This is a genomic window from Flavobacterium sp. ASV13, from assembly GCF_000745775.1.
Lineage (GTDB): Bacteria > Bacteroidota > Bacteroidia > Flavobacteriales > Flavobacteriaceae > Flavobacterium.
In genome coordinates, this window is record NZ_JQJY01000005.1 from 395,412 (window position 1) to 419,034 (window position 23,623).

The following is a 23,623-nucleotide window of genomic DNA, read 5'->3' on the forward strand; positions in this document are numbered from 1 at the left end:
TTTTGTTTTCAATTTTCGGTTTTTGGTTTATCAAATAATAAACTCCACCAGCCTACTGTTCTCCCAAGTGCTTCTGTAAAAGCTTCTTTTTTATTGTTGCTTGTCAATGAATTAGTAAATCTGATTACGGTTAACAAAATAGTTATGGCGTTCCATTTTAAGCGATCATTAAAATTTGGATCCGGATTTTTTACTCTCCATACATACCAGCCATTTCTTACGACCATTTTTCCATATTTATACTGATTCGGACGTCCGGAAGAGGCATGATAATGACCTAATTTTGCTTCTGTATTTAAATATAAATCTCCAATTTTAGAAACTCTTATCGTAAAATCTGCATCTTCATATAAACCATATCCTTCAAAATAAGTTGAAAAGACCATTTTATCAAAAACTGATTTTCTAAAAGAAGAAACTCCTCCCATTAATTGCTCAACCTTGTATATTTTATTGCTTGGAGGTAAAAACCCTACGCTTCTTCCGTGTGAAAAATTTGGAGAAAAACCGGGCGGGCAATCACTGTCTAAATTTAGTTTTTTTCGAAGAACAAAACGGCTTCCATCGATGCGTTTCCATCCATCAAAATAAAATTCATTAATTTTAGGAGTATAATTTTCAGATGTTTTTTCCCATTTCACTTCATTGAAAATATAACCTCCAACTCCAAGAGCTTCCGGAAACATGCTATAAGTTTCTATTATTTTCTCAAAATAATTTGGTTCTAAAACAGTATCATCATCTAAAAAACAAATAATATCGCTGTTTTCATTTACATTTTTAATACCAAAATTTCTTTGTTTTGTAAGACCTCGATTGGCATCATCAACTAAAAAATATTTTAAGTTTTCGAATTGATTTTCTTCTAAAATAATTTTGGTTTCATTATTTGAAGATCCATCAATAATTAAAATTTCATCTGGATAAAAACGCTGAATTTGTACCGATTGCAATAATTTCAACAATGGTTCAGGACGCATATAGGTGCAAATAATTAAGGAAAACGTCATCATTTGTTTTTTAATTTATCTGCCCAGTAAATACTTTTTTCCCATTCCCTTTGAAACTTAAAAAAGTATTTCAACGGATTTTTAACGGGTTGTTTTCGATAAGCTTTAAAGAACAAAATAGTCTTGTAACCTTTATGCTGCTCTTTTGTTTCATGCAATAATTTAAAAAGCGATATTGTTGGTGACGGTTTTGGTTTTACAGCATCTTTGTTCCAAATTAAATCTGGTTTTGTTCTGAAGCCTCCTATTGGTGCTTTTAGATGCAAAATTTCGGGATTTGGAAAATATAGAACATCAAATCCGGCATTACGCAATTGCATTCCGAAATCATTATCTTCTCCATAACCAAACTCAAATCCCATTCTGAAAGAAACTTTTTCAAGTAACTTACTTTTTATGAAACTATTTCCTGAACCAAAGAAAGGAGCCTGATATACATGATTCATTGTTTTTACATCATTTGATGTTAAATAAGAGTTACTTGCAACTACAGTTCCGTATTTAACACAATTTGCAAGTGTATGTTCTATCAGATCTTTGCTAAACTCATTATCGTCATCATTTAAAAAAACCCATTCACTTTCAACTTCGGCCAAGGCCAAATTTCTCGCATTGCATGCGCCAGCCTGATGAGTAAAAATGTGTTTGATAAAGAAAGGCCATTCTCTATCAGCTAAATAATCCAGCTCAGAAAAGCTATCTGGATATGGATTTTGTTCGACTATAATCACCTTTTTAGGCAAATGAGTCTGAACTGACAAGTCTTTCAAAACATTCAATAAATACTCTTTTCTGCCAATAGTTGGAATAATTACGTCGATTGTTCCAGTATCAAGCACTTTTCTACTTGACTGAACATCAATATTTTCAATTAAATTGGTTTTTATTTTTCTTTTACGATAAAAAAAGCTAAAAATAAATGGCAATAAAGCCACTTGTTTTTCATAAAACATCAAATTAAAAAATAGTAAAACAGTCCAACGCGCTCTATAATGTTGTTTCACAAATCTGAACAATAAAAACTTATTTGCGCTTGTTTTTCCAGTTTGCAAATTGTTTTTTATCAGCGAAGGCTCAGAGTAACATAAAAGCCCTAATGGCTGATATAATTTGGCAATCGAATTTAAAAAATAATCAAAATTTGAATCCGGTTTAATGTTATCCGATATCTTACATAAAATTTCAGCTTGAATAACACCAACTGTGCCACTCATTTGCCATGTTGGGTAAGTTTCTTTTTTATTCACCTTAATAAATACAGCCCCATCAACATAACCAATTCCCTTACCGATAAAATCAGAAACATCAGGATTGTAGCTCAGCATTATTTTCTTATGATGAAGAGATTCATTTAAACCTTCAAGATTCAACAGTTTTTCAAAATTTTGATCGCACCAAACTATTTTTGACTCTGGATTTTTTAGGGCAACATCAATCAAAACCGATGCGATAGTACCTTTATCATTAAAAGGCAAAACGTCATTAATCTCCGTAACAACTTTTACGGCCTTATTATAATTATGATATATTATTATCATAGTGAGGATAGTATCGTTTTATAAAATTCAATATTTCTTTTAGCCAAAACTCCTTTTTCAAAAAAAGTTTCAACTTTTTTTCTTGCCTCTTTTCCTGTTATTAAACATAAATTCTCATCCTTCAAAAACTCCGTTATTCTAGATGCATATAACGTATGATCTTTTGGATTAACTAAAAAGCCATTTTTCCCATCGTCAATCATTTCATTTGCCCAGCCAATATTTGATGCTACTATTGGTTTTTCCATTGCCATAGCTTCTAACCAGGAAACAGGAAAAGCTTCAGCAAAAGAGGGAAAAACACATATTTTTGATTGCTCAATTTTTTGCTTTATTTCCTCATAAGGTACGCTTCCAAGATATTCAACATTTTTTAATGCTTTCTCTGTAAAAAGTTCTTGCATGATTTTCCATGTTGAAGGGTTTCCTGTTATAATATCGGAAACATCCTTGCCAATTAAGATTAATTTTGCGTCAGGATTTTGCTCTACAACGATATTAAAAATCAGTGGTAATTCTAAAAGTCCTTTTTTTCGAATAAGACTTCCAAAGTATAAAATATCCTGATTGGTAATTTTATGTAATTCCTCTTTTTTAAACAATTGTGAATCAATGAGATTTGGAATAATTTCAAATTTTTTGTTTAAACCAAAAATATGATTGGTTGTATCAGCCGTGTACTGACTTACAGATAAAAGTCTGTCTGCGTTTTGCAAAGCTCTTTTTTCATGAAATTTATTAATCCACTTTACAGGACGATTATCTAAGTGACAAAAATAAGTATCTGATCCATGCAGGCGTATTATAATAGGGCATTTATCAGGCTTTATGAAAGAAGTAATTCCAGTCCAGTCTGCTGCTTCTATTAAATCAATTTCATTTTCAGAATGCAATTCATTTATTATGCGTTCCAGTTTTTTTCTGGTTAACCACCAAGACAAACTTTTGAATTTGACATTTTCAATTTGCTGAACCAAGATTCCGTTATCATAAAAAATAGCATCCTTTTTTTGCCCGTAAACTAATACTCTAACGTGAACATTTTGCTCCAAAAGACCAATAGCCAGATTTTTAATACTAGTGCCAAGACCGCCTGAAGTGCCAGTTTCAGCGTGGGGATATTCTGGGGTTAAAAAAGCTATTTTCATATTTTATTTTTCGAAGAAATCCTTTAAAATTGTTGCAGTAAATTTCTTTGCACCTTCACCGTTCATATGTCCGCAAGAGTAAAAATATTTATCTTCTTTGACAACATTTTCATAATTATGAATTTCCGGATATATTTTTTTTACCTTTTCAAAATAATCTATTCCTTTTGTATTTTCACACATAGGAGTCATTATTGCAATAAGATTTATATTATTTTTTTTGCACAATTCTTTTATATCCTCATAATAAATATTTCTGCGCGGAACCGATTTAGAAAGATTAGCTTTCATTTTTTTTGCATTTCCAGACAAAGCGCGAAATCCTTCATTATCAATTTCATTTCCTCTTTTCCCAAGCACTGTCAAAAAAACTTCTCTAAAGCCAATTTTTGTTTCGTATTTCATGTATCTGTAAAAAGGCACATAGTATTCGAATTTGTATTCAGACAAGTTTTTAAATTGGTTTTGAATACTTTCTGAATCATACAAATAAGGCATAAACTTTAAAGAATTAGATTCTGAATATTTGTTTAATTCAGATCTTAAGTTTAAGTCTACCTCAACTATAACATTTTTTATACTATTTTTTTTTTCAAGAAGTAATTTTAGAATCAAGTCTGACTCAAAAAATCTTGATCCCTGCATTCCAAAATTAAATGTAGTTAAGCCTTTTTCTTCAAACATTTTTGAGATTAAATGATTTTCGGCTCTTGAAGATCCTAATATCACAACATCCATTTTTTTAGGAGGTGATGTATATAAGTAACTAACTTTTCGTCTATTATTTGGTTGCAAATAAACTGCTGTATATAAGAAGTCCAATGAAACTGCCACTAATAAAAATACTAGACAAATCTTGAATATAAAAAACAGGAAATCCTTCATACGATAATTCTAATATGCCTAGTTAAAAAAATCATTTATAATTCTGGCAGTGAAAATTTTAGCTCCCTGATCTGTCATATGTCCACAAGATGAAAAGTATTTATTTTCAACTACAACATTTTCATAATTATGAATTTCCGGATATGCTTTTTTTACTTTTTCAAAATAATCCATTCCAACTACATTTTCACACATTGGTGTCATTACAGCAATAAAATTAATGTTATTGGCCTTGCAGATATTTTTAATTTCTTCGTAATATTTGTTATGCTGAAGCGGATTCAAATTGACAATATTATTTTTCATATTGCCATTTTTATGCTTTTGCAAAGGGTAATATCCTAAATTGTCCAAAGTATTAGTGGTTTCCTTTCTTACAATCTTATAAGTTTCGCGAAATCCAATTTTTGAATCATACTTTATATATCTGTAAAACGGAATATAATATAATTCATTGAAATTTTCCTGCGATTCAAATTGCTTTTTTATAACATCTGAATTGTGAATGTATGGCAAAAATTTAGCTGAAACTCCTTCCGATTCTTTGTCGTTAGAAAGATTTAAATCGGCTTCCAGAATTATGTTTTTAATTTCATATTTTCTTTCGATCATTAATTTCAACATTAAAGATGCCTCAAATAAATGCCCGCCGCTCATTCCGTAATTAAACGTTTTCAATCCTTTATCTTCAAACATTTGCGACACAAAATGATTATTTGCCCGGGATGAACCTAAAATTACAACATCATATTTTTGTGCATGAGAATTAAAAACCGTTTCTATTTTGCCTCTATTTTTAGATTGAAAAAAAATATACGTATAAAGTCCGTCTAAAGCAATAGCGACTAAAGCAGTAATTAAAAGGATTTTGACTGTATGTATTAAAAACTTTTTCATTAGAATTGAAAATAGATAAATTCTTTATAATCTGAAAAAGTCCCAAAAGCCATTATCGCAGCAATTGCAAAACTTAATTTTAACAAACTTCTTTTTCCTGAAAGCGGTTCTGTCTTTTCACGACAATTCCATTCAATTAAAACAAATAACAGAATCATTATTAGCAATTCGTAATTGTTTCGGTCATTGACTAAAAACTGAACTTTGAATTCTTTATTGACAAAAATTCGTTTCAAATACAAAACAGCATCTGTAATTGTTTTTGCTCTAAAAAACACCCAGGCAATACAAGTCAATGCAAACGTGTATAAAATACTGAGTAGTACTTTAACCGAATTAAAATTAAACTGGAGCTGAATTGCATTCATATTGTTTCGGTTACTATTTGACAAAAGTAACGGCAAAAAGTAAACAGCATTTATGAATCCCCAAATGACATAAGTCCAATTGGCTCCATGCCAAAATCCGCTGACTACAAAAATGATAAAAGTATTTCTAATTTTCATCCACGTCCCTCCTTTGCTTCCACCTAACGGAATATACAAGTAATCACGAAACCAGGATGAAAGTGAAATATGCCAACGACGCCAAAACTCGGCTATGTCTCTTGAAAAATAAGGATAATTAAAGTTTCGCAATAAATCTAAACCAAATAATTTTGAAACCCCTAATGCGATATCTGAATATCCTGAAAAATCACCATAAATTTGAAATGCAAAATAAACGGCACCCAGAATTAGCGAAAAAGAATTCATCGAAGTATAATTATCGAAAATTGCATTTGCATAAGTAGCGCAAGTATCTGCTATAACAACTTTTTTTACGAGTCCCCAAACTATTTGACATACACCCTCTTTTGCAATTTGAAAATCAAATTCTCGTTTTACTTTTACCTGAGGCAATAAATGTGTTGCTCTTTCAATTGGACCGGCAACCAATAACGGAAAATAACTAACGAAAAGAGAGTAATCTACAAAATTATATTCGGCCTTAATTCGCTTATAATAAATATCGATAACATACGAAAGTCCATGAAAAGTATAAAAAGAAATTCCAACCGGAAGAATAACTTTCAATAAAATAGGGCTTGCTTTAAATCCTGCTGCATTTAATAAATCTGAAAAAGAGGCAGCGAAAAAGTTATAGTATTTAAAAATTCCTAAAAATCCAAGATTGACAATAATACTAAGCCAAAACCAAAATTTACGACTCTTTTCAGATTTTCCTTTTTCAATTTGAATTCCTGTATAATAGTCCAGAAATGTTGAAAACACCAACAAAAACAAAAATCTCCAATCCCAGCAAGAGTAAAAATAATAACTAGCAACGATTAGCAAAGCATTTTGTGTGCTCTTGGTTTTATTGAAAACAAACCAATACAAGAAAAAAACGATTGGCAAAAAAATAGCAAACGCTAATGAGTTAAAAAACATGTATGGTATTTATGAAATTTTAAATTTATTTTATAAGGTCAAAATGATCTTCCACCATTTTCGGCAAAGAAAAGGAATTAGCTATTAATTCCCTTGTATTAACAGATATCTTTTTGTTGCCCAAATAAATATCTTGCAAGATGTGGGTTAAAGCCTTAATATCTTTAGCTTCAATAATAAAACCATTTTCTTGATTCGTTATTACTTCAGAATTACCGCCAACATTTGTTGTAACAACAGGAACATTTGCCGCCAGACTTTCTAAAATAGACAAACTAAAACATTCCATATGTGTTGGCTGTAACATGTAATCATACTGAAAAAAAATCTCGTTTAGATTTGGTTTATTTCCCTTAAATGAAAAACAATTTTGAAGTGAATATTGTTCGATTTTTTCTATTAATTGATTTTTATAAGGTCCGTCACCATAAATATCAATTTTTAATTCATTCTTTATTTCCTTTGGAAGAAACGAAACTGCATCAATTAAATCCTGAATCCCTTTTGATTCTCGCAAATGAGATGCTATTAAAAAAGAGGGTTTCGAAAGATTTCTATTTTCTCTAATCAGAATTTTATCAATAACAACTCCATTATAAATTGTTTTTGTTTTAGATTTCAAATGGATGCCAAAATCTTTCAAAATCTCATTTACTGTATAATCAGAAACACCAACGAACAGATTTATATATTTTGAAAAAAGTAATCCTTTAATCTTTTTGTTAATTCTCTTTTTCAAAGAATAACCACCCAAAGGCCTCGGGTTATGATCGACTGCAATAATTTTGGCTTTTGTTGTCTTCTTTACTTTTTGAAAAAATGGCGTACATAATTCTACAAAATGTGTAATGACGTGGGAATAGTCCGGTTTATTCTTTTCAATAAATTTTAAAAAACTATTTTCTACATTTGATTCACCTGAATTGCAAATCGTCAATTCTGAATATTTTCCATGGTTGGAAATGTTTGGAAAAAACCAATCAACGTGAATATTATTTTCTTTGCACTTTTTATCAAATTGCCAAAAAAAATAATCCATGCCTCCTATTCTTTCAGGAAGCAATTTGTAATTGCAGATAACAGCTATTTTTTTAGTCATTGAAAGATGCTAAAGTTGAAGCAATTCTTTTACTGGTTCCTTCCAGACTTTGTCCTATTTGCAGATTAATCATTGCTTTTCGTTCTTTTTCTCTCTCTTTCGGCATCTCTAATGCCTGATTGATTTGATCAATAAGTTCTTTTTTATTTTTAGCAATAGTAACTGCATTTCCATCTATAACTTTTTTATAATGAACATAATTTAAGAATCTTTGATCATTATAAAGACCATTTTCTAAATTTCCAAAAACAGTATTTATAACCGGTTTATCAAAAAACATAAAATCTAAGCTCATAGTAGAACACATATTAATATTTAAATCAGAGTTTTCTAACAACGCTCTTAAATCCATAATATCTTCTTGACTTGGAATTCTTTGAGACCAGCTTTCCTGATGATTTTCTCTTGTTAAAACCCATTTAGGAACATTCCAAAAAATTTCTGGAAATTCATCACGAATAGCTTTAAACCTTCTGTCATCTTCTGCTGGTGAGGTTCTAATCAAAAGTTGAACATCAAATTTAATTTCATTATTTCGAATAGCTTCTGCTATCGTTTTAATAACTAAGGGATCATTTGGCCCAATAGAAACATCAGCACAACTGTAGCAAATTATTTTTTTGCTTTTATCTAAACCAAATTTATTTAAGAAATTCTCTTTTGAAGATTCATATTTATCTAAAACATATGGTTCAAATTGAGGAGTCCCTACAATATTTACATTTTCACTTTTTACATTTGGATAAAAGTAAAGCAACTCATCTTTCATTAATTGACTCCAAACCAGAAAATGATCAAATGTTCCTAACATTCGACCTTTGGAAGCCAAGTTATCCCAACTGAAAATAAAAGTGCTTACAGGAATTTTTGATTTAATTGCTGCGTATAAAAAAGGAGCTAAATAAGGAGGTCGCTGATGCGTAAAAAAAACGTAAGACGGTTTGTCTTTTTGAAGTAAATCAATATATTCTTTTGTTATTTTATTTTTTGAAAAGGATAAAAACTGCATTTTTTCAGCAAACAAAATACTTTTATCTGAGTTTATATATCGCGTGAAAAAGTGCAATGCTTTTATCAATATAGAACGGATAGAATTACTTTTTGGGTAACCAGTAACAAGGTTGTCCTTCATTCCGTAAAACTCTTTATGCAGTTGCAAATGAGCTAATTCTTTCCATTTTCTAAAAACCCATGTGGCTTTGCCTTCAACAAAAACAGGCAATTCCTTAATTTCAAGATCCACGCCATTAAAATTATTATAACAATTTTTGGGTAATCCTGAATAAATAATAATCTTGTCAAATTGTGAGGAAGCTTCTTTAATAAAATCACTCATTATAAAATTTCTGAATCCTACACCATCTGTGATTACAATGCCTAATTTTTTCATTTTTTTCTAATCATTTATTCTGTAATTTTGGTATTTTTCCTATAAAAACATTCATTTCAAGAACATTCTGAATTGATAAGTTTACCAAATTTCATTACGCCGTTAATATATCCTTACTTTTTAAATCTACCAAAGCGAGGAATCATTTATTCTAAAAATTTTATTTAGAATGTTTAGGCTAAAATCTATTAATATAATTTTATATGGACTATTTTCCATGGTAGCATTAAATATCCTTTGAACTGGTTTCCTTCAACGATTCGCGTAGCAATATTTTTTCCAGCAATATCTTTATGTTCATTATAATGTTTTATTATTGCATCCTGATCAAATTCATCATCATAAATAAATAATTCCCCTTTATCACCAATGATATTATTTAAATAATTTTTATCGTAAATATTAATATACATGAAAGAATCGGGCTCTCCGTTTTCATCAAATTTATCTGACAAAGCTTTCTTTGTTATTAATACCTCATCGCCTACTAACATTCTAATAAAAACATCATTTTTTGTAACACGAATAAGTTCGTTGATTGCTTTTCCTATTTGAGGAATATGCGGAATCGTATTAGAGCAAATTGACACTTCATAACTTTTATCTTCAACATCTAAGTCTCTAACATCACCTAATTGAAATTCAAAATTTTTATTTTCTTTAAATATCTCAGTAGCATCAATTATATGTTGTTCTGTGATATCAACACCTAAATATTTAAAATCGTCTTTTAATTTTTTTTCAAGACTTAAAATAAAATGCCCAGTACCGCAGCCCGCATCAAGAATAGAATTATAACTTTTTGCTTTATTAAAAATTAGTTGTGAAATTTGCTTGGCAGCTTCCATTTCACTTTTGATTCCTTTCGCTCTATCCCTTAATTCAGCATGATAGTAACTTCTTTCCGTCCAATAATTCCACTTTCCCATTTTTCAAATTAAATTATAAACTGTTATTTAGATATATTTTTTGATTTATAAATTTTCAACTATTATTCTTAGAAACTTTTCGACAACAAATTCCTCTGTCATAGCCATCGACTCAAAAGTTGCACCTGCAATATGAGGTGTAACAATGATATTAAATCCTCTTTTGGCCAAAGCTATCAAGTCATTCTCTATGTCTGCGTGTTGGAACTCATCATGAATTACATCGGTTGCAATTCCTTTAATTGATCCTTCCTCCAGCTTTTTAGCTATTATTTTTTCATTCCAAACTCTTCCTCTGGATGTATTAATAAAGAAAACCTCTTTTTTTGTATAATTTATAAGCTTCTCATCAATAAAATTATCATTCTCTTTCGTGTAAGGAATATGTATTGAAATGATATCGGCCCAATTAAATAAAGCCTCTGGATTTTCAAATCTTTCATACGAAGATTCGAAAGAAAGCGTATCATAAAACCCTATTTTCATACCAAAAGCCGAAGCAATATGTGCGACCTGCTTTCCTACTCTTCCCATTCCCAAAATAGCAATATTTTTGCCTCTTAGGTTGTTATTTTTAAAAGCATCCCTATTCCAGTTTCCACGTTTTACATCATCGAAAGCGAAAGGTACTTTTTTTATTAAAGAAAGAATTAGAGCCCAAGTATGCTCTGCTGTTGAAGGAATGCTTTCTAAAAAATTTGTTTCTCCTTTTAAGGTTATGATTTTTCCTCCTTTTGAAGCAAAATAGTCTTCATCAATATGGTCCGTACCAGTAGTAGCCGAAAGAATGTATTTTAAATTTGGTAACTGATCAATTACAGAATTGGTGATTTTAAACTTTAATCTGACAAAAAGTATTGAAGCATCAATGCCTTCCGCTACAAGTTCCTGCTCGCTCTTACAATCAAGTAATTTGACAGTTCCAATTTCTGAAAGTTTTTTCAGCGCTAAGGAACTAAAATGCTCAGATTCAGTTACTGCTATTTTCATCTTTCCAATCGTCATAAAGTACTGTTGCAATTGCAAAGTCTCTTTTGTTATCAATATTCACAAGCCAATTCGGGTCCATTATAAAAGGCTTTTTATATTGCGGCATTAAAGTTTTTTGCTCTAAAAAGGCATTTTGTCTCACTGCATAAAAACATCCATTTCTATAATAAACAGGTATTAAATCTTGCCTTCTTGAAGTTTCACCCGATTCAATATAAGGAACCAGATTATTATTTTGACCAAGTTTATACATACGAGCTGGATGAATGTCATCCATAGGAACAACGCTTACAACACCTTCGAGCTCATTGTCTTTTTGAAACATCTCAATAATTTCATCCAATTGCTGCCCTGAACGAAGCGGGGCTGTTGGTTGTAATAGCACTAATAAATCATAATCTGTTTGTAAAACATCCAGCACATGCTGCACTACATTCACAACTGGGCTATCATCTTTTGCTAGATCATCTGGACGTACTATTACTTCTATGTTTTCCTTTTCAACAACCTTAATAATATCAATACTATCAGTGGTAACCACAATTTTTGAAATCATTTGTGATTCTTTAGCACAATCAACAGCATGCAATATAAGTGGCTTACCTCCTAAAGATTTGATATTTTTTCCTGGCAGGCCTTTAGAACCACCGCGAGCTGGGATAATAGCAAGGATTTTCATTAATACATTATTGTTTTGTGAAATTTTAAAGGTACCTCTGTTAACAATTCAGCTATTTTTAAACCTGCTTTTCCATCTCCATAAATAGAAGAAGAAACTACTTTACCTTTAGTAACAGAAGCTACAATGGCACTTTCTATTTGTTCCTGCGAATAATCTACATCAATGCTATTTCCTCCTCTGTCTCTTCTGTTTTGACGAGAACCAATATTAATTACAGGAACCCCTAAAAAAGCACATTCGCGTATTCCAACACTTGAATTTCCTATTAAACAATCACTGTGCATCAACAATTGCAAGAAATCTTTTCCTTCCATATTTTTAAAAAAGTGCACATTTGGCAATTGATGCTGCTCTCTAAAAGCGCGAATTCCTGTTGAAGTTCCGTCTGCTCCTGCGTCGACATTTGGCCAAAACCAAAGTGTAGGCTTATTTAATTTATATATAGCTTCAAGAGTAGCTTCAATATGTTTTCGGGAATCCTGATATTCAGTAGTTACAGGATGTTGCATTACTACTAAATATCCATTTGACAAATCTGGTTTTGCTCCAACGCCTCCATATTTTTCAAAAGGATCGAATGAAAGTGTTTCAATATTTACAATTTCTTCTGCCAAATCTATTGAGGGGCATCCTGTATTAAATACAGTTTCGGGATCTTCGCCTAACTTGATAACACGTTCTTTTGCATTTTCAGAAGCTACAAAATGATAATCTGCTAGTTTAGTGATTGCATGACGTACTTTTTCATCAATATTTCCGGTAACTTCTCCACCTTGAATATGAGCTAAAGGAATATTCATATAGGATGCTGCAATTGCAGTCGCCATAGTTTCAAATCGATCTGCAACGGTAACTACGATATCTGGTTTCAAATTATCAAAAACACTTGATAATTCTAAAATACCAATTCCGGTTGTTTTTGCGGCAGCTGCTAAATTTTCCCCTTCCAAAACATTAAACACTCTTGCTGCAATTTTAAAACCATCTTTTTCAATATAATTTACTGCAGAGCCATATCGATCTAATAATGCCGATGCAGCAACAACTAATTGCAGTTCCAATTCTGGATGTTTGTCTATCGCTGTTAAAACCGTTTTAACACGGCTATATGATGGGCGCGCTGTAACTACTACAGCTATTTTTCTCTTTGAGTTCATGCTAAATCGTCTTCATTTAAAAAATCCCATTGTTTCATATCTGATTTCAGAGTCTTTCCTATAAGTTCTTTATAATTGCTGGCTAAAATACCAAATCCTTTTGGCTTTTTAGCTTCCAAATCTTCAAATCTTAAAATATGATTTTTAGGCAAATCTTTATTTATTGCCAGTGATTTTTCAAAAATTTGTTTTAATGGTTTTAAGGATTCAATATCATTTTTATCTATTGGTGTGGCCAATGCCGTTGCAATATTTTGAACAGCCTGCACAAGTTCCTTCGCCTCTGCAATAGTTAATGAAGCTTTTGAATCTGGTCCAAAAAGTTCTCTGTCAAAAACAACATGAAATTCTAAAATAGAAGCGCCTAGCGCAGTTGCAGCAATGCAAGCCTCTTTTTTTGCTGAATGATCTGAAAATCCAACTGCAACATTATAACGGCTTTTTAATTCCGGAATAACATTTAAACCGTATTGTTCTGGCTGTGTTGGATAAGCCGTTGTACACTGCAAAATTGAAAAATCGACATTTCTTTCTTTTAAAAAACCAACCGTTTCGTCTAATTCAGTATAAGAACTCATTCCTGAAGATAGAATAACAGGCTTTCCTGTTTGTGCGATTTTTTCAAGAATCAAAAAATTATTTACTTCTCCTGAACCAATTTTATAATATTTCACTCCTACTTCTTCCAGCCAATCGACAGCTAAATTACTAAAGGGCGAACATATAAAATCAAGACCCGCCTGATCACAATGTGCTTTAATTCCCTTCCATTGTTCTAAAGAAAAACCCATTCTTTTCCAATAATCAAATCGCGTTTTATCTTCTAATGAAAACTTTACTCGAAACGGCTCATGCTCACTGCTTTCGGCTTCTGCAATATGCATTTGAAATTTAACCGCATTGACTCCTGTTTTAGCAATAGCATCTATATAAGAATATAATATTCCTAAACTGCCTTCGTGCGCCTGGCCAATTTCAGCGATAATATAAGGAGATGTTTTTTTCGAAAGCATATTAATTATGTTCTTGAGTTGACAAAAATACTTTATTTTCTGGTTGCCAGTAGATTTTAGCTGCAGGAAGTTGATTGTATAAATCGTATTCACTTTGAGTCAATCTTTTGCTGTTTTTTACTATCTTAGGAAATGACCAAACTAGATCGAACAAAGCTAAATTAATAGCAATGAAGGCCTTTAAATCTCCTTTAAAAACTTTTGACTTAAGCTGCATCCAAATTGAATAAACTAACTTTTTCGGAATCATTTTTACGGGATAAAACAAGAAATACAGATACCATCCTGCACGTAATGATTTTCTAGATCTGGACACATAATCTTTATGCTTTTTTCTACTTTTAATATCCACTCTATGATGTGTCAAAATTGTTGGCAAATAATGAATTTCCCATTTGTTTAAAAATAAATGGTACGATGCAAAATCTTCCTCGCCATAGAAAACAAACCATTCAGGATAATTTGGAATTGAATTCCATGCCGACATTCTCCAAACACTTGCGCCAGCACCAAAACTTTTCATTCGATATGGTACATCATTAGTCTCTATAGCACTTGGTGGCAACTTATTCCAAAAAATCCTAAACCCAATAATAGCGCAGTTTGGGTTTAAATTGAAATATTCTTCGATTAATGAAGTGGGATTCTGAGTAATAAAATGAATATCGTCGTCAATATTTATTGCATATGGAGATTTAACTCTCGCCATAAGCTGATTCCTCGTATAATGAATTCCTTTGGAAACCTTATTTGAGAAAATTTCAATTTTTGGAAAATTTGTTGTTATATATTCAAAAGTGCCGTCTGTTGAACCATCATCACAAATTAAAAAATGAACATCTTTCTGTTCAAATAAAAAACTTAGCTTTTCTAAAGTGACTTTTAAATCCTCTAATCGATTTTTTGTCGGAATAACAATCGTAAATTTATATTGCATTTTTTAAATACTCTTTAATACTTTTTTCAAATAGTCGGCAGATAAATATTCGATTAAATCCGATCTATTCAAATTAAGATTATCTGGGTTTTGCTTCCATAATTGATACAGATTTTCGATGATAGCAGCTATTTTCTCCACCTGATCAACTTCTGCCCAATAAGGATAATCATCTCCTAATAGTCTTCTTGTCTCACTATAATAAGGAGCCAGCGAAAGTATAATTTTATTTGCCTCTACACAATGCGGAAATTTTCCGGGAAGAAATGGGCTAATTTCTGATTTTGATTCTAAAATAACATTTACAGAAACATGTTGCTGAAGTTGATAAACCATATCAAATGAAACGCTTCCATTAGAAACATAAAGTTCCGGAATATCCGTTTTATATTTTTCAAGCATTTCCGTATGGTGAGAAGCTGATCCTAGCAACAGTAATCTTGACGCACCTTTAGCTTCTGGATTTTTATGCAAAAATAATTTAAATCCCTCAATCAAACCTTCCGGAGAACGTTGTTTCATTAGGTTTCCTGCATGTAATACATTAAATTTAGATGCATCAAAATAATTTGGAAAATCTTGAGTTGGAAAATCTTTCTCTGCACTTTGATGTGGAATTACAATCCCTGTTTTTAGGAAATTAGGAAAATAACTAGCCATCCATTCCTTTAACAACAAACTTGGAAAAATACTGTATTTTGCTTTTTCAGAAACTTCTAAGAAAAATTGCTCTTTTTGACGAAATCCAGGCTGAATCCAGTTGTAAGGTCTTGGATAAAAATGATATGGGAATGGATCATGCACATAAGTCATCCATTTATCATGTATTTCAGGAATATCTAATAAGGCATAATGTGGTTTAAAACTTGCTCCTTTACTCAACGTCATAACGAAATCGTATGTATTATTTCCGATTTCTTTTTTTACCGCCTTTTTTATACTTTTTGCATCATTAAAAAAGGTAAAAGAAAATCCAAACCAGCTTTCAAGATAAGGGTTCAGGCTAATTTTTGTGGCGCGGGTAAAAATACGTTCCATTCTGCTCAATACATACAGAATTGAAATTTTTCTTTCTTTAATTCTAACACAATCTACATCCTCTAAAAAAATATCCTTTGATGTATAATGAAGCACTTTTAAGTTAAATCCGGCTTCTACTAAATTATTAATCAAAGCCACACGGCCTTTCGTTCCGCTACTATCATTAATATCAATTGATTCCGAAATCACCAATATTTTTTTAGCCTTAATACTCATTCAATTTCGAAATTATAAATTATTTTTTACAATAATATCAATTATCCTTTCTGCCGTCTTTCCGTCCCATAATTCTGGTATGTTTCCTTTTTTCCAGTTTCCTGAAAATAATTTTTCTAAAACCGGCTTAATTGCTTCAGGATTAGTTCCTATTAATTCATTGGTACCAATAGTGACTGTTTCCGGTCTCTCGGTATTATCTCTTAGAGTAATACAAGGAACTCCCATAACTGTGGTTTCCTCTGTTATTCCTCCTGAATCAGTTATTACAGCTTTTGAATTCATAACCAAATAATTGAATTCTAAATAGCTCATTGGAGGAACAACTATTAGCCTATCATCCTTAATATCTAACTCTTCGATAGCTTTGATTGTTCTTGGGTGAACTGGAAAAATAATTTTTGCATCTTCTGAGTTTGATAAGATATTGATAATATAATTTTTCAGCTTTTCCTTATTATTTACATTGGATGGCCTGTGAATTGTCAACAATAAAAAATTCTTTTTTTCAAGGAAATATTCATCCCAAAAAATTGGTTTTATGAATTTGTCTTTACTTTTTAACAATGTATCGATCATTACATTTCCAACTAAAAAAATATTATTTTCGTCAATGCCCTCTTTTTTCAAATTTTCAGAAGCCAAAACTGTTGTTGTAAAAAAATAATTTGATATGCTATCAGTTATTTTTCTGTTTATTTCTTCTGGCATTGAATTATCAAAAGATCTTATGCCTGCTTCGACGTGAGCTACAGGAATATTTGCCTTCCTCGCTGCTATTGCACATGCCATTGTAGAATTGACATCTCCTACTACAATACACAAATCCGTAGGTTCCTTCAATAATAATTCTTCGTAAGCCACTAATATTGCTGCAGTTTGTACTGCCTGAGAACCTCCGCCTGCACCAAAATTTATGTCTGGTCTAGGAATATTCAATTGTTTAAAAAAGCTTTCACTCATATTTTCATCATAGTGCTGTCCGGTATGAATCAAACGAAAATCTATCGATTTCCCTGAATCATGAGCTAATTGTAAAGCGCTTACCAAAGGGGCTATTTTGATGAAATTAGGTCTTGTACCTGCAATAATATCAACTTTCATATCATTATAATTATTTTTTTCTTTTTAAATTATCTTAATCAAATTTTTAGACTTTTATTACTACAAGATTATAACAAAAAAAGAAAGTGTGTTTTTTACTAATTGTTTTATGGGATTTATAGATACAATTTCTTAAACCTCAAGCTTGCTAATTCAAAATTTAAATAGCTTATTTAAAAACTTAAATACTATTTTTTTGAAGATATAACCATGAAATAGCGTTTTTTGATCTACTGGAGTTATTCTACTGAAATTGACTTTGTGTTGCTTATCATTTTCTAAAAACTGGTAATTTAATGTAAAATCATCCAGTTTGTTACCAATATGATAAGCATGGGTTTTTATCGTAGAGAGTCTGTATAATCCTTTCTTTGATGCCAAAACATCTATAAAATTTTGTTCGTACCCATTTTTGAATTTAATTTCTGGAAAAGAAGTTTCTCCTTTAAAGATAAAACTTTTATAAGTTGCTACAAAATGAGATGCTCCTACCACAGCTTTGCTGTTTTTTCTTTTTACGATATATTGTTTTTCCTTCCAGCTACTTTTATTTTCTCTATTAATCAATGCAAAATTATTGACTCCTTGTACATAAAGATCAATATCATAATCTGTTACTTCTTTTGTGTACTTGATACCACCGAAAAGATATAAATCAGAGAAAATATTTTCATTTAGATATAAAGCCAATCCTGGACATGGTAATGGAGAAACTACTCCTGCTTTAGGATTATTTTTAAAAACAGAGAAGACAGCATCTTCCCAATTATTTAAAAACAAAACATCGCAATCTGCAATAGTAACATAGGGCTCAAAAACGCTTCGAACTTCATCTATTACAGCGTAGACTTTTCCTCTGTTTTCATTATACAAAACATATTTATCTATCTGATTTGTTAGCAAATAACCTTTAATTAAATCATCAACTTCAACAGTACTGTTATTATTAATAAACGTAATACTGGTGGTTTCTAGATTAATTGTATTTATTAAAGAATTTAAGCTTTTTTCTAAAACGGCTACACTTTCTTTGTAATAATCGTCCTGTACATTTGGAATATAACAAACAACCAGAACACGATGATACTTCTGAATGTTTCTCTCTTCTTTAAACTTTTCTGGATTAACTCCTTTACGCATTTGCTTATTAACAGATTAAAATCATTTTATTGTTGTAATTGTTTTTAAAATATAATATTACCTTCTTTTGGCAATCATTTACAAATTTAAATTGAATGTTATTATAACTTGTAAAAAAAAAATAGTCAAAAACTTTTCTATTGCTATATTTTACTAATAAATTTTCCTGTAAATTTTCTGCACCCAATAAAGCAACTTAGAACTGCTTTTAGCAGATACTTTCGATATCCTAAATTAATTTCATCTTTATCAATTACTTTCTTTAATTCCTGATAGATATTCGCATCAAAACAAATAAGCACATATCTTTTCAACATTTCCTTTAATAAAAAAGGGGTCCACAAATTATTTAAAACAATGGTATTGTAAAAGTTAAGTTTTGATCTATATAAACTTACATTCTTTTGTAAATCACTATATCTATTACTAGTATTTGACTTATCATGTTTTCGATAGTAAAACAAAATATAATTAATTCCTTTAAATTTAATTTTATCTATTAAAAAAATTTTAAGGTATAAATCTCTCTCTTCTGAACATACAAGCTCTTCATCAAATCTATATTTAAGGATGACATTGGATTTCCATAAAGGTCCTAAAGAATTTAGCTTTAAAAATCCTGAATAAAAATCCTTCAACAAATTATTCTTAATTTCTATATTACAGTCATAATCGTTCAGGCTAAAAACCAATTCCTCATTTCCATAATAATGTCGATATTTACAAGTAGTGAAAGAAAGTGAGTCATCGTTCAATAATGGCTCCATTTGTAATTCTAATTTTTGGGGATGCATGATATCATCATCGTCAAAAAAATGTATAAATTCAGTATTTCGTAAAGATGCGAGGTCTAATCCCTGATTTCTTGTTCCCGAAAGTCCTTTTTTATACGCGTTTGTTTTTAAATAATAACTGAATCTATCATCTTTAGCGGTATATTCTGCTACAACGTCTTTGGTAGCATCAGTTGAATTATCGTCTACAATAATACATTCCCAATTAGTGTAAGTTTGTCTTATAATAGAATCTAGGGTTTCCTTTATTAAATGAGACCTGTTATAAGTAGCAAGAAGTATGGTTATTTTTGGAGAAATCATTTTAAAAAGGATTTAATCTTATTGAATAAACCTGTTGAGAATGGGTAATCAAATTTACGTGCAAATAATGCATTAGATTGGAGTAGTTTATCATAATCTGTTTCATCCAAAACAGCTGGATTATTTCCATTTCTTGCTACCCAATCAATATGTCGTAAACTTTCATTTGCTACCTTATCAACAAAAGGTGAATTGACGATTACGGTTTGAAAATAAAATTCCTCTGAGCATAAAGTATGCTTGAATCTGTTTAAAACAAATTTATTTTTGTTTGAAAACGTTATGACATAATCCAAACAATCCCGACTTAAACTCCACCATGTAGATCCTCCATATAATTTGGGCATCTTTGACGAAGTTTTTCTTTTAAATCCTAATTTTTTTTGAATTCTGATTATGCGTTTGATTCTATAATTTTCATTAGGCTTTTTTGCATCTAATAAATCATAAAAATTATAATATTCAAATCTGTCCAGATATCCATTATTGGCTGCACCAATCCTTGGTATCGAAAAATAGTCTATATATTCCCTATCATTTTTTTTGAAGAACTCTTTGAAATACTCTATTTTTTTTATCGGAAAATCATGTCCGCTTATAAGATGAAAATACTTGTTTCCTTTATTTTTAAGTGCTTGTTCGCTCAAAAACAAAATACTTTTTAAATGATTAAATCCACCCCAATTGACTTTGTACTTTTGTTCTACAAGTTTTACGACATCATAATTTCTTAGATTAAGCAACTCAGCATCTGAAATATTGCTTTTCTTATCTATATGAATATATAATTCAAAATCTTCGTCAAAAAAACGAATTATTTCCTCGAGATGATGGTAATTTTTATAGGCAGTAATTAAAATCGCTTGTTTCATATTTAATGCTTCTTATTTTTTAAAGAATGATTTCAGCACTCTATAAGGCTTAAGAATAGTTTTTCCTATTTTATAATCTATTGAATTCATTTTCTTTTTCTTATCAATCTCTTCCCTCTGAATTAGTTTGAGAAGATAATCTGTATACTGTTCGAAATTATCAATATATAAAGTTTTATTTTTATTAAAAACGTATGTTAAAAGTTCATACTTTCTTGAATTTGCAACAGTTGTTGTTGAGTTGTTTCTTTTTCTATATATGTAAAGTGGCTCGTGAATTACTTTTGCTTCACCGCCATTTTTTAGAAGCCGAATAAAAAATTCCCAATCTTCAAAACCATTACGCATTTGTTCATCATACCCTCCGCAACTATTCCAATCTGCTTTTTTGAACATTGATGTTCCTAAAGCATTATTACCAAAAATAAAATCAGCAATTTTACCTCCTTTTGGTGTGAAAATCCTTGAAGATCCATCCTCAAAAAGTAAATTAGCCTGACAAGTTACCAATTTAATATCTTGACTACTTTTAAAAAGCTCGATCGCTTTTTCGCAAAGACTTTTCTCAAAAAAATCATCGCTGTCTAACAATAAAATATAATTTCCTTTCGCAGCTTCAATCCCTACATTTCTTGCTTTGGATTGTCCTTGATTTTCCTGCGTAATTAATTTTGTAATCTTAGGTTTAAGCTGTTTTAAAACTTCTTTGGTCTTTGTATTAGAACCATCATCAATAACTATAATTTCTTTATTTAAAAAAGTCTGATTTATAGCCGAATCAACAGCTTGTTCAACATATTGCCAATCGTTATAACAAGGAATTATTATTGATATTAAATCAGTATTTTCCATTACTTAGTTTATTATATATGATTTGCCATTTTGAATCAATCATTTTTTGTGAATAATTTTTATTTGCAAAATGATTCGCTTGCTTACCCATTTCAATTAAAATACTATTGTCATCAACCAATGTTTTAATCTTGGCTGACATGCAATCAATATCGTATTCATCACAAAGAAATCCCGAAATTCCATTCTCTAAAGTATATTTTACTCCTCCTGAGTCAAATACTATAGCTGGTAAACCACATGCCATTGCTTCAATTGTTACTAATCCTTGTGTTTCAGTGCTTTTCCCATTATGTAATGAAACCGATGAAAATACAAAGATGTCATTTTTCCAAAGTAATTCACGAATTTCATCTCGTGATTTAGATCCCACTAACACTATCGAGTCTGTTAAATTATTATCACGAATATAATTTTCTAATTTTTCTCGTTCTGGTCCTTCACCAACAACTGTCAGTTTTACATCAAGTCCTTCATGTTTTAATTTCTTTATAACTTGAAAGGCATAAATATGTCCTTTAACAATATTTAATCTCCCTACAGTAATTAATCTCGAAATTTGATCATTTCGCTGTATTTTCTTTTGATAAAAAAAATCTGTGTCTACTCCTACTGGTACGATTTTAAGCATCTTTTCTGGGCAACCTAATTCTATAAGTATTTCGGCTAAGTATGGAGTATTAGCGACTATTAAATCTCCATATTTAAAGAGATTATCATAATAACCATTATTAGGTATAAAACCATTTATTGGAAAAAACGCATCATGTCCATGAAAACTAACAATTAATGAAGGTTTAAAACCAACTTTTTTTAATAAAGATAAACCTCCTGAATTGGTTCCATATTGAACATGAAAAATAGCCGCATCATTAAATTGATTATAAAAAACCCATTGATATAACCAAGTCAGGCTAAATTTTGAGTGCGCTTTATAATATTTAAATATCAGATTTGCATTTTGAAAATTAATTAATAATAAACCCGCCCATTTGAGTATACGGATTATTCTATTTTTCGGAATTTTAAAATCTTCTAAAATTATTTTATCCTTAATTTCATATTTAGAGATTAAATCCTGCTGTTTACTACTTTCAAAATCTAACAATTTGCCAATTATCACTTTCACATCAAATCCACTTTTTATGGCTGTTATAATTTGCGCCAATATGAAAGTTTCAGACAAATGAGGAAACTGTCCGAGTTTAAAAATTATTTTTTTATTCTCCATTTTAAATTACGCATTTTAGCAACAATACGAACTTTGACTAAATTAGAAAACTTCATTATTTTTCCATCCCGCTTACCTTTTTTATTTAAAGTTTTCCCAAAGAAGAATACATATTCTTGAAGTAATTTTTTATCAGTTATATTCTTTACCAAATATTGTTTCCCATTTTCGACATATTTGATCGATTTGTTTTGTTTTGTATATAACTTTATATAAGTGTCTATAAGAATCCAGCTTAGAATTGAATCCTTGCATTTTTCAAAATTAGAGAAAGCACTAACATTATTATTATTTAAAGGATCATATCTATAAAAAACCATACCTTCTTGGGCATGAACAATCTTAGTTGCATTTAATAAAATTCTTGTAAAAAATTCACCATCTTGATTTATTGACAACGATTCATTCCAAAGACCACTTTTTATGACCAATTCTCTTTTTACCAAATAAACATGTTGGGGCAAAAAACTATTATTTATTCCAAAATCATAAAGTAAATCAAAACCACTCTCATAATTTTTATTAATCTCTTTTATTTGGGGTTTAACATCTTCTATTGAATCTTTAAAATAATTCCATTTTGAGGTTGCCAAAGCATATTTATTCTCTAAAATAGTATTCAAAGTATTTACCTGGGAAAACAAAAGATCTGCTGACAATAAATCATCAGAATCGAGCCATTTAATGAATGTTCCTTTACTGAATCCGAATCCTAAATTTCGACAAACATTTCCTCCTTTAAGACTTTCTTTAGGTCTTTTATGATATTGAAAACGGGAATCTTGCCTACAATACTCTTCTAATAGTTTATCTGTAGCATCTGTTGAACCATCATCCACAACAATACATTCCCAATTCGCATAAGTTTGATTTAAGACACTATCAAGTGTTTCTCTCAAAAGGTTTGCTCTATTATATGTTGGAATAATAATTGAAACTAAATTTTTATTCATCACTACTTT

The 23,623-nt window shown here is 30.4% G+C and carries 22 protein-coding genes; all 22 read right to left on the bottom strand.

Annotated features, from left to right (window positions below):
- Positions 1-8 precede the first annotated feature (8 nt).
- Positions 9-1,010: a glycosyltransferase family 2 protein gene (locus GQ47_RS15635; protein ID WP_035650303.1), complete on the bottom strand. Its 1,002-nt coding sequence runs from the start codon at positions 1,008-1,010 to the stop codon at positions 9-11.
- Entirely contained in the window at positions 1,010-2,548 is a 1,539-nt protein-coding gene (locus GQ47_RS15640; RefSeq protein WP_035650304.1) for a glycosyltransferase family 2 protein, read from the bottom strand. Before GQ47_RS15640 ends, GQ47_RS15635 begins: the two co-directional genes overlap by 1 nt.
- A complete protein-coding gene (locus GQ47_RS15645; protein WP_035650306.1) occupies positions 2,545-3,696 on the bottom strand; it encodes a glycosyltransferase family 4 protein in 1,152 nt (383 codons plus the stop codon). The genes GQ47_RS15640 and GQ47_RS15645 overlap by 4 nt, the downstream gene beginning before the upstream one ends.
- Before the next feature lie 3 nt (positions 3,697-3,699).
- Positions 3,700-4,434, bottom strand: a complete 735-nt coding sequence (locus GQ47_RS15650) for a hypothetical protein (RefSeq protein WP_371199640.1) — start codon at positions 4,432-4,434, stop codon at positions 3,700-3,702.
- A gap of 165 nt (positions 4,435-4,599) precedes the next feature.
- Entirely contained in the window at positions 4,600-5,478 is an 879-nt protein-coding gene (locus GQ47_RS15655; RefSeq protein ID WP_035650309.1) for a hypothetical protein, read from the bottom strand.
- Positions 5,478-6,911: an MBOAT family O-acyltransferase gene (locus GQ47_RS15660; RefSeq protein WP_035650311.1), complete on the bottom strand. Its 1,434-nt coding sequence runs from the start codon at positions 6,909-6,911 to the stop codon at positions 5,478-5,480. The genes GQ47_RS15655 and GQ47_RS15660 overlap by 1 nt, the downstream gene beginning before the upstream one ends.
- 25 nt (positions 6,912-6,936) lie before the next feature.
- Positions 6,937-8,010 (bottom strand): glycosyltransferase family 4 protein, encoded by a 1,074-nt coding sequence (locus tag GQ47_RS15665; RefSeq protein WP_035650313.1) that lies wholly within the window; start codon positions 8,008-8,010, stop codon positions 6,937-6,939.
- Positions 8,003-9,400 (bottom strand): CDP-glycerol glycerophosphotransferase family protein, encoded by a 1,398-nt coding sequence (locus GQ47_RS15670; RefSeq protein ID WP_035650315.1) that lies wholly within the window; start codon positions 9,398-9,400, stop codon positions 8,003-8,005. The genes GQ47_RS15665 and GQ47_RS15670 overlap by 8 nt, the downstream gene beginning before the upstream one ends.
- 188 nt (positions 9,401-9,588) lie before the next feature.
- A complete protein-coding gene (locus tag GQ47_RS15675; RefSeq protein ID WP_035650316.1) occupies positions 9,589-10,329 on the bottom strand; it encodes a class I SAM-dependent methyltransferase in 741 nt (246 codons plus the stop codon).
- Positions 10,330-10,374: 45 nt separating this feature from the next.
- On the bottom strand, positions 10,375-11,319 hold the full coding sequence (locus tag GQ47_RS15680) for an NAD(P)-dependent oxidoreductase (protein ID WP_035650319.1): 945 nt from the start codon (positions 11,317-11,319) through the stop codon (positions 10,375-10,377).
- Entirely contained in the window at positions 11,300-11,998 is a 699-nt protein-coding gene (locus tag GQ47_RS15685; RefSeq protein ID WP_051951578.1) for an acylneuraminate cytidylyltransferase family protein, read from the bottom strand. The genes GQ47_RS15680 and GQ47_RS15685 overlap by 20 nt, the downstream gene beginning before the upstream one ends.
- Entirely contained in the window at positions 11,998-13,158 is a 1,161-nt protein-coding gene (gene neuC / locus GQ47_RS15690) for a UDP-N-acetylglucosamine 2-epimerase (RefSeq protein WP_035650322.1), read from the bottom strand. The genes GQ47_RS15685 and neuC overlap by 1 nt, the downstream gene beginning before the upstream one ends.
- Entirely contained in the window at positions 13,155-14,171 is a 1,017-nt protein-coding gene (locus tag GQ47_RS15695) for an N-acetylneuraminate synthase family protein (protein WP_035650324.1), read from the bottom strand. Before GQ47_RS15695 ends, neuC begins: the two co-directional genes overlap by 4 nt.
- Before the next feature lies 1 nt (position 14,172).
- Positions 14,173-15,108 (bottom strand): glycosyltransferase family 2 protein, encoded by a 936-nt coding sequence (locus tag GQ47_RS15700; protein ID WP_035650326.1) that lies wholly within the window; start codon positions 15,106-15,108, stop codon positions 14,173-14,175.
- Between the two features lie 3 nt (positions 15,109-15,111).
- Positions 15,112-16,365, bottom strand: a complete 1,254-nt coding sequence (locus GQ47_RS15705; RefSeq protein WP_035650329.1) for a glycosyltransferase family protein — start codon at positions 16,363-16,365, stop codon at positions 15,112-15,114.
- 12 nt (positions 16,366-16,377) lie between these two features.
- Positions 16,378-17,469 carry a non-hydrolyzing UDP-N-acetylglucosamine 2-epimerase gene (wecB, locus tag GQ47_RS15710; protein WP_035650332.1) on the bottom strand — a complete coding sequence of 364 codons (1,092 nt, stop codon included), beginning with the start codon at positions 17,467-17,469 and terminating at the stop codon, positions 16,378-16,380.
- A 153-nt stretch (positions 17,470-17,622) separates the two neighbouring features.
- Positions 17,623-18,609 carry a glycosyltransferase family A protein gene (locus GQ47_RS15715; protein ID WP_035650334.1) on the bottom strand — a complete coding sequence of 329 codons (987 nt, stop codon included), beginning with the start codon at positions 18,607-18,609 and terminating at the stop codon, positions 17,623-17,625.
- A 143-nt stretch (positions 18,610-18,752) separates the two neighbouring features.
- Positions 18,753-19,706, bottom strand: coding sequence for a glycosyltransferase family 2 protein (locus tag GQ47_RS15720; RefSeq protein WP_035650336.1), 954 nt, complete (start codon positions 19,704-19,706; stop codon positions 18,753-18,755).
- On the bottom strand, positions 19,703-20,578 hold the full coding sequence (locus GQ47_RS15725; protein WP_051951580.1) for a beta-1,6-N-acetylglucosaminyltransferase: 876 nt from the start codon (positions 20,576-20,578) through the stop codon (positions 19,703-19,705). Before GQ47_RS15725 ends, GQ47_RS15720 begins: the two co-directional genes overlap by 4 nt.
- A 12-nt stretch (positions 20,579-20,590) precedes the next feature.
- A complete protein-coding gene (locus GQ47_RS15730) occupies positions 20,591-21,430 on the bottom strand; it encodes a glycosyltransferase family 2 protein (RefSeq protein ID WP_035650337.1) in 840 nt (279 codons plus the stop codon).
- Positions 21,417-22,661, bottom strand: a complete 1,245-nt coding sequence (locus GQ47_RS15735; protein WP_035650339.1) for a glycosyltransferase — start codon at positions 22,659-22,661, stop codon at positions 21,417-21,419. The genes GQ47_RS15730 and GQ47_RS15735 overlap by 14 nt, the downstream gene beginning before the upstream one ends.
- The gene (locus GQ47_RS15740; protein WP_152561041.1) at positions 22,643-23,614 is read right to left on the bottom strand and encodes a glycosyltransferase family 2 protein; all 972 of its coding nucleotides are present in this window, start codon (positions 23,612-23,614) and stop codon (positions 22,643-22,645) included. Before GQ47_RS15740 ends, GQ47_RS15735 begins: the two co-directional genes overlap by 19 nt.
- Positions 23,615-23,623 lie beyond the last annotated feature (9 nt).

What these genes read in the sequence shown, in the direction of transcription:
- GQ47_RS15645 (WP_035650306.1), bottom strand. Translation starts at nt 3,696, where the DNA reads ATGAAAATAGCTTTTTTAACCCCAGAATATCCCCACGCTGAAACTGGC.
- neuC (WP_035650322.1), bottom strand. Translation starts at nt 13,158, where the DNA reads ATGAACTCAAAGAGAAAAATAGCTGTAGTAGTTACAGCGCGCCCATCA.
- GQ47_RS15730 (WP_035650337.1), bottom strand. Translation starts at nt 21,430, where the DNA reads ATGGAAAATACTGATTTAATATCAATAATAATTCCTTGTTATAACGAT.
- GQ47_RS15670 (WP_035650315.1), bottom strand. Translation starts at nt 9,400, where the DNA reads ATGAAAAAATTAGGCATTGTAATCACAGATGGTGTAGGATTCAGAAAT.
- GQ47_RS15740 (WP_152561041.1), bottom strand. Translation starts at nt 23,614, where the DNA reads ATGAATAAAAATTTAGTTTCAATTATTATTCCAACATATAATAGAGCA.
- GQ47_RS15640 (WP_035650304.1), bottom strand. Translation starts at nt 2,548, where the DNA reads ATGATAATAATATATCATAATTATAATAAGGCCGTAAAAGTTGTTACG.
- wecB (WP_035650332.1), bottom strand. Translation starts at nt 17,469, where the DNA reads ATGAAAGTTGATATTATTGCAGGTACAAGACCTAATTTCATCAAAATA.
- GQ47_RS15720 (WP_035650336.1), bottom strand. Translation starts at nt 19,706, where the DNA reads ATGATTTCTCCAAAAATAACCATACTTCTTGCTACTTATAACAGGTCT.
- GQ47_RS15635 (WP_035650303.1), bottom strand. Translation starts at nt 1,010, where the DNA reads ATGACGTTTTCCTTAATTATTTGCACCTATATGCGTCCTGAACCATTG.
- GQ47_RS15715 (WP_035650334.1), bottom strand. Translation starts at nt 18,609, where the DNA reads ATGCGTAAAGGAGTTAATCCAGAAAAGTTTAAAGAAGAGAGAAACATT.
- GQ47_RS15655 (WP_035650309.1), bottom strand. Translation starts at nt 5,478, where the DNA reads ATGAAAAAGTTTTTAATACATACAGTCAAAATCCTTTTAATTACTGCT.
- GQ47_RS15695 (WP_035650324.1), bottom strand. Translation starts at nt 14,171, where the DNA reads ATGCTTTCGAAAAAAACATCTCCTTATATTATCGCTGAAATTGGCCAG.
- GQ47_RS15700 (WP_035650326.1), bottom strand. Translation starts at nt 15,108, where the DNA reads ATGCAATATAAATTTACGATTGTTATTCCGACAAAAAATCGATTAGAG.
- GQ47_RS15665 (WP_035650313.1), bottom strand. Translation starts at nt 8,010, where the DNA reads ATGACTAAAAAAATAGCTGTTATCTGCAATTACAAATTGCTTCCTGAA.
- GQ47_RS15680 (WP_035650319.1), bottom strand. Translation starts at nt 11,319, where the DNA reads ATGAAAATAGCAGTAACTGAATCTGAGCATTTTAGTTCCTTAGCGCTG.
- GQ47_RS15735 (WP_035650339.1), bottom strand. Translation starts at nt 22,661, where the DNA reads ATGGAGAATAAAAAAATAATTTTTAAACTCGGACAGTTTCCTCATTTG.
- GQ47_RS15725 (WP_051951580.1), bottom strand. Translation starts at nt 20,578, where the DNA reads ATGAAACAAGCGATTTTAATTACTGCCTATAAAAATTACCATCATCTC.
- GQ47_RS15685 (WP_051951578.1), bottom strand. Translation starts at nt 11,998, where the DNA reads ATGAAAATCCTTGCTATTATCCCAGCTCGCGGTGGTTCTAAAGGCCTG.
- GQ47_RS15705 (WP_035650329.1), bottom strand. Translation starts at nt 16,365, where the DNA reads ATGAGTATTAAGGCTAAAAAAATATTGGTGATTTCGGAATCAATTGAT.
- GQ47_RS15675 (WP_035650316.1), bottom strand. Translation starts at nt 10,329, where the DNA reads ATGGGAAAGTGGAATTATTGGACGGAAAGAAGTTACTATCATGCTGAA.
- GQ47_RS15650 (WP_371199640.1), bottom strand. Translation starts at nt 4,434, where the DNA reads ATGGATGTTGTGATATTAGGATCTTCAAGAGCCGAAAATCATTTAATC.
- GQ47_RS15660 (WP_035650311.1), bottom strand. Translation starts at nt 6,911, where the DNA reads ATGTTTTTTAACTCATTAGCGTTTGCTATTTTTTTGCCAATCGTTTTT.